The organism is Amycolatopsis sp., from assembly GCF_036008905.1.
Classification (GTDB): domain Bacteria; phylum Actinomycetota; class Actinomycetes; order Mycobacteriales; family Pseudonocardiaceae; genus Amycolatopsis.
Genome location: NZ_DASYMU010000009.1, coordinates 1 through 2,474 on the forward strand (window position 1 = coordinate 1; position 2,474 = coordinate 2,474).

General features: G+C 68.8%; 3 protein-coding genes and 1 pseudogene. 3 read left to right on the forward strand and 1 reads right to left on the reverse strand.

What is annotated here, in order from left to right:
- Positions 1–110: pseudogene (locus tag VGP60_RS01345) on the reverse strand (IS5/IS1182 family transposase); the annotation flags it as partial.
- 172 nt (positions 111–282) lie between these two features.
- On the opposite strand from VGP60_RS01345, the gene VGP60_RS01350 reads away from it, so the two are divergent.
- The 3 genes from VGP60_RS01350 to VGP60_RS01360 all read left to right on the forward strand — a co-directional run bounded on the left by VGP60_RS01350 (position 283) and on the right by VGP60_RS01360 (position 2,319).
- Positions 283–537 carry a hypothetical protein gene (locus tag VGP60_RS01350; RefSeq protein ID WP_327545956.1) on the forward strand — a complete coding sequence of 85 codons (255 nt, stop codon included), beginning with the start codon at positions 283–285 and terminating at the stop codon, positions 535–537.
- A 145-nt stretch (positions 538–682) separates the two neighbouring features.
- On the forward strand, positions 683–874 hold the full coding sequence (locus VGP60_RS01355; RefSeq protein ID WP_327545957.1) for a helix-turn-helix domain-containing protein: 192 nt from the start codon (positions 683–685) through the stop codon (positions 872–874).
- Positions 874–2,319, forward strand: coding sequence for a tyrosine-type recombinase/integrase (locus VGP60_RS01360; protein ID WP_327545958.1), 1,446 nt, complete (start codon positions 874–876; stop codon positions 2,317–2,319). Before VGP60_RS01355 ends, VGP60_RS01360 begins: the two co-directional genes overlap by 1 nt.
- The last annotated feature ends 155 nt before the right edge of the window (positions 2,320–2,474 follow it).

Below are 2,474 nucleotides of genomic sequence, written 5' to 3' on the forward strand. Positions count from 1 at the left end.
GCGGGCCCGCCGCGGGCGATCCGTCGGGTGATGGTGTTGATCGCGGCCCAGCGGATCATGGCCTCGGGCACGGCCGGGTGGCGTTCGTAGTCTCGGGCCAAGCGGCGGTGCGCGGCCGTCCTGGTCCTCGAACGCGCCCGCGCACAAGCCGACGGGGTCCTGCACGTCACCGGCCGCGACGTCGACGAAACCGACTACCCGTTGGCCTTCGACTCCGACGCCGGAGCCTGGCGGCTCCTCGACGGCCGCGCCGAGGACTACCTCATGCGCGACACCCGCTAGATGGTCATGCGCTACGTCCGCGACTACCCCGGCCAACGCCCCAAACAGATCGCCGAGGCGCTGCAACTCGACGCGAACACCGTCCGCCAGACCTGTCGGCGCATGACCACCGACAGGCAGCTCCGCGCGACCCCGGGAGGGCAGTACCACCCGGCCAGTGACAGCGGTGACAGCAGTGACACCACCGCGCCGGACCCACTGTCACTGCTGTCACAACGTCACTCAGCCCTGCCTGACCAGCCCGAACCGGTGTGAGAGCCCATAGGCGAGGAGTCACAGCCGCAGCCCCTGCGGGGCGCACTGCCCGTCACTGCGTCACCCCGCGCCACCTGACCAGCACCGACACCTGTGACAACCCGAGTGACAGCCGCGTGACTGTCACTCCGACCCGGGAGAACAGATGAGCCGGCCGCCCGCCCGCCTCCCCGTCCAGGACCTCTGCGCCGAACTCGGCATCTCACGCTCGACCTTCTACGACTGGCGCGCCAAGGGACGTGCACCGCGCTGCATCAAGCTCCCCAACGGCGAGATCCGCATCCGCCGCACCGACTTCGAGAACTGGCTGGACTCGTTGGAGGAGACGGCCGCCTGATGGAGACGACCTATGCCGTCCGCGTGTGGGCGATCCGCGCCCGCGAGGGACGAACCGGCAAGAAGACGTTCGAGGTTCGGTGGCTGGTGGCGAAGAAGCAGTGGGCGGAGACCTTCTCGACCCGCGCTCTCGCCAACGGGTTCCGCTCGCGGTTGGAGCGGGCTCAGAAGGAAGGAGAGGCGTTCCGGATTCTCGACGGCCTTCCGGTGTCGATCGCCAGGCAGGCCGACGAGATGAGCTGGTTCGAGTTCGCCCAGCGATACATCGACATGAAGTGGCCCCGGGCAGCGGGCAAGTCCCGGGCGGGCAACGCGGACACGCTGGCGACCGTCACCCCGGTCCTGCTTTCGGGCAGCCGTGGACGCCCGAGCGACGCGGTCCTACGCAAGGCGATGACCGGGTGGGCGTTCAACACGAAGCGCCGGGAGACGGAGAAGCCAGGGGATGTGGAGCGAGCCCTGAAATGGCTCCGCGAGAACACGATGCCGGTCTCGCAGCTCGACGATCCGGCTATGGCGCGTCGAGCGCTCGAACAGATCTCGGTGCGGATGGACGGCAAGCCTGCGGCTGCGAAGACGGTCGCCCGCAAGCGTGCTGTGCTGCACAACGCGTTGGAGTACGCGGTGGAGTTGAAGGTCCTCAACCGCAACCGCCTGCCAGAGGTCAAGTGGACACCGCCGAAGGACGTGAAGTCGATCGACAAGCGGGTCGTGATCAATCCGGACCAGGCCCGGAAGCTGCTCTCCGCTGTTGCAGCGCAGTTCATCGACGGGCAGCCCCGCCGGTCCTCCGGACCGATGCTGACGGCGTACTTCGCCGTCATGTACTACGCGGGACTTCGACCGGAAGAGGCCGCGATGCTCCGGAAGCAGGATCTCCAGCTTCCGGAGAACGGTTGGGGTGAGTTGCTGCTGTCCGAGACGGCCCCGGTCGCCGGCGCGGCGTGGACGGACTCGGGGGAGCGTCGCGACCGACGGCAGCTGAAACAGCGGGGAAAGGGGGAGGTCAGGCACGTCCCCTCGCCTCCGCCGCTCACCGAGTTGCTACATGCCCACGTGAGCCGGCAGGGCGTCGCGGCCGACGGGCGGCTGTTCCGGGGCCTCTACGGCAGCGACGTCGCGGAGTCGACAGTCGCGCGGGTGTGGAGGAAGGCACGCGAGGCGGCCCTGACCGAAGAGGACTACGCCTCACCGCTCGCTCGCCGCCCGTACGACCTTCGACATGCTTGCGTGTCGACCTGGCTGGGCGGGGGCGTCCCGTCGACCCAGGTCGCCGAGTGGGCGGGTCACTCCGTCGCGGTCCTGCACCAGATCTACGCGAAGGTGATCGCTGGCCAAGAGGACAGTGCACGACGGCGTATCGAGACCGCCCTGGGGCTGCCGGCTGAGGTGGCAGGAGACGCTGATCCCTCGGCCGCAGATAGGCCGCACCTCGGCCACGCATAGGCCGCAGCAAGCCGCCGACGGCCGGACGGCGTCCGGCACGGTCGGACAGCCGTAACCGGCCGTTGGTGGTGTTTGCGCAGGTGACCGGCCCAAAAGGGCCGGTCGGAAGGTGTGCCCCCGGTGAGATTCGAACTCACACTGGGCGGATTTTGAGT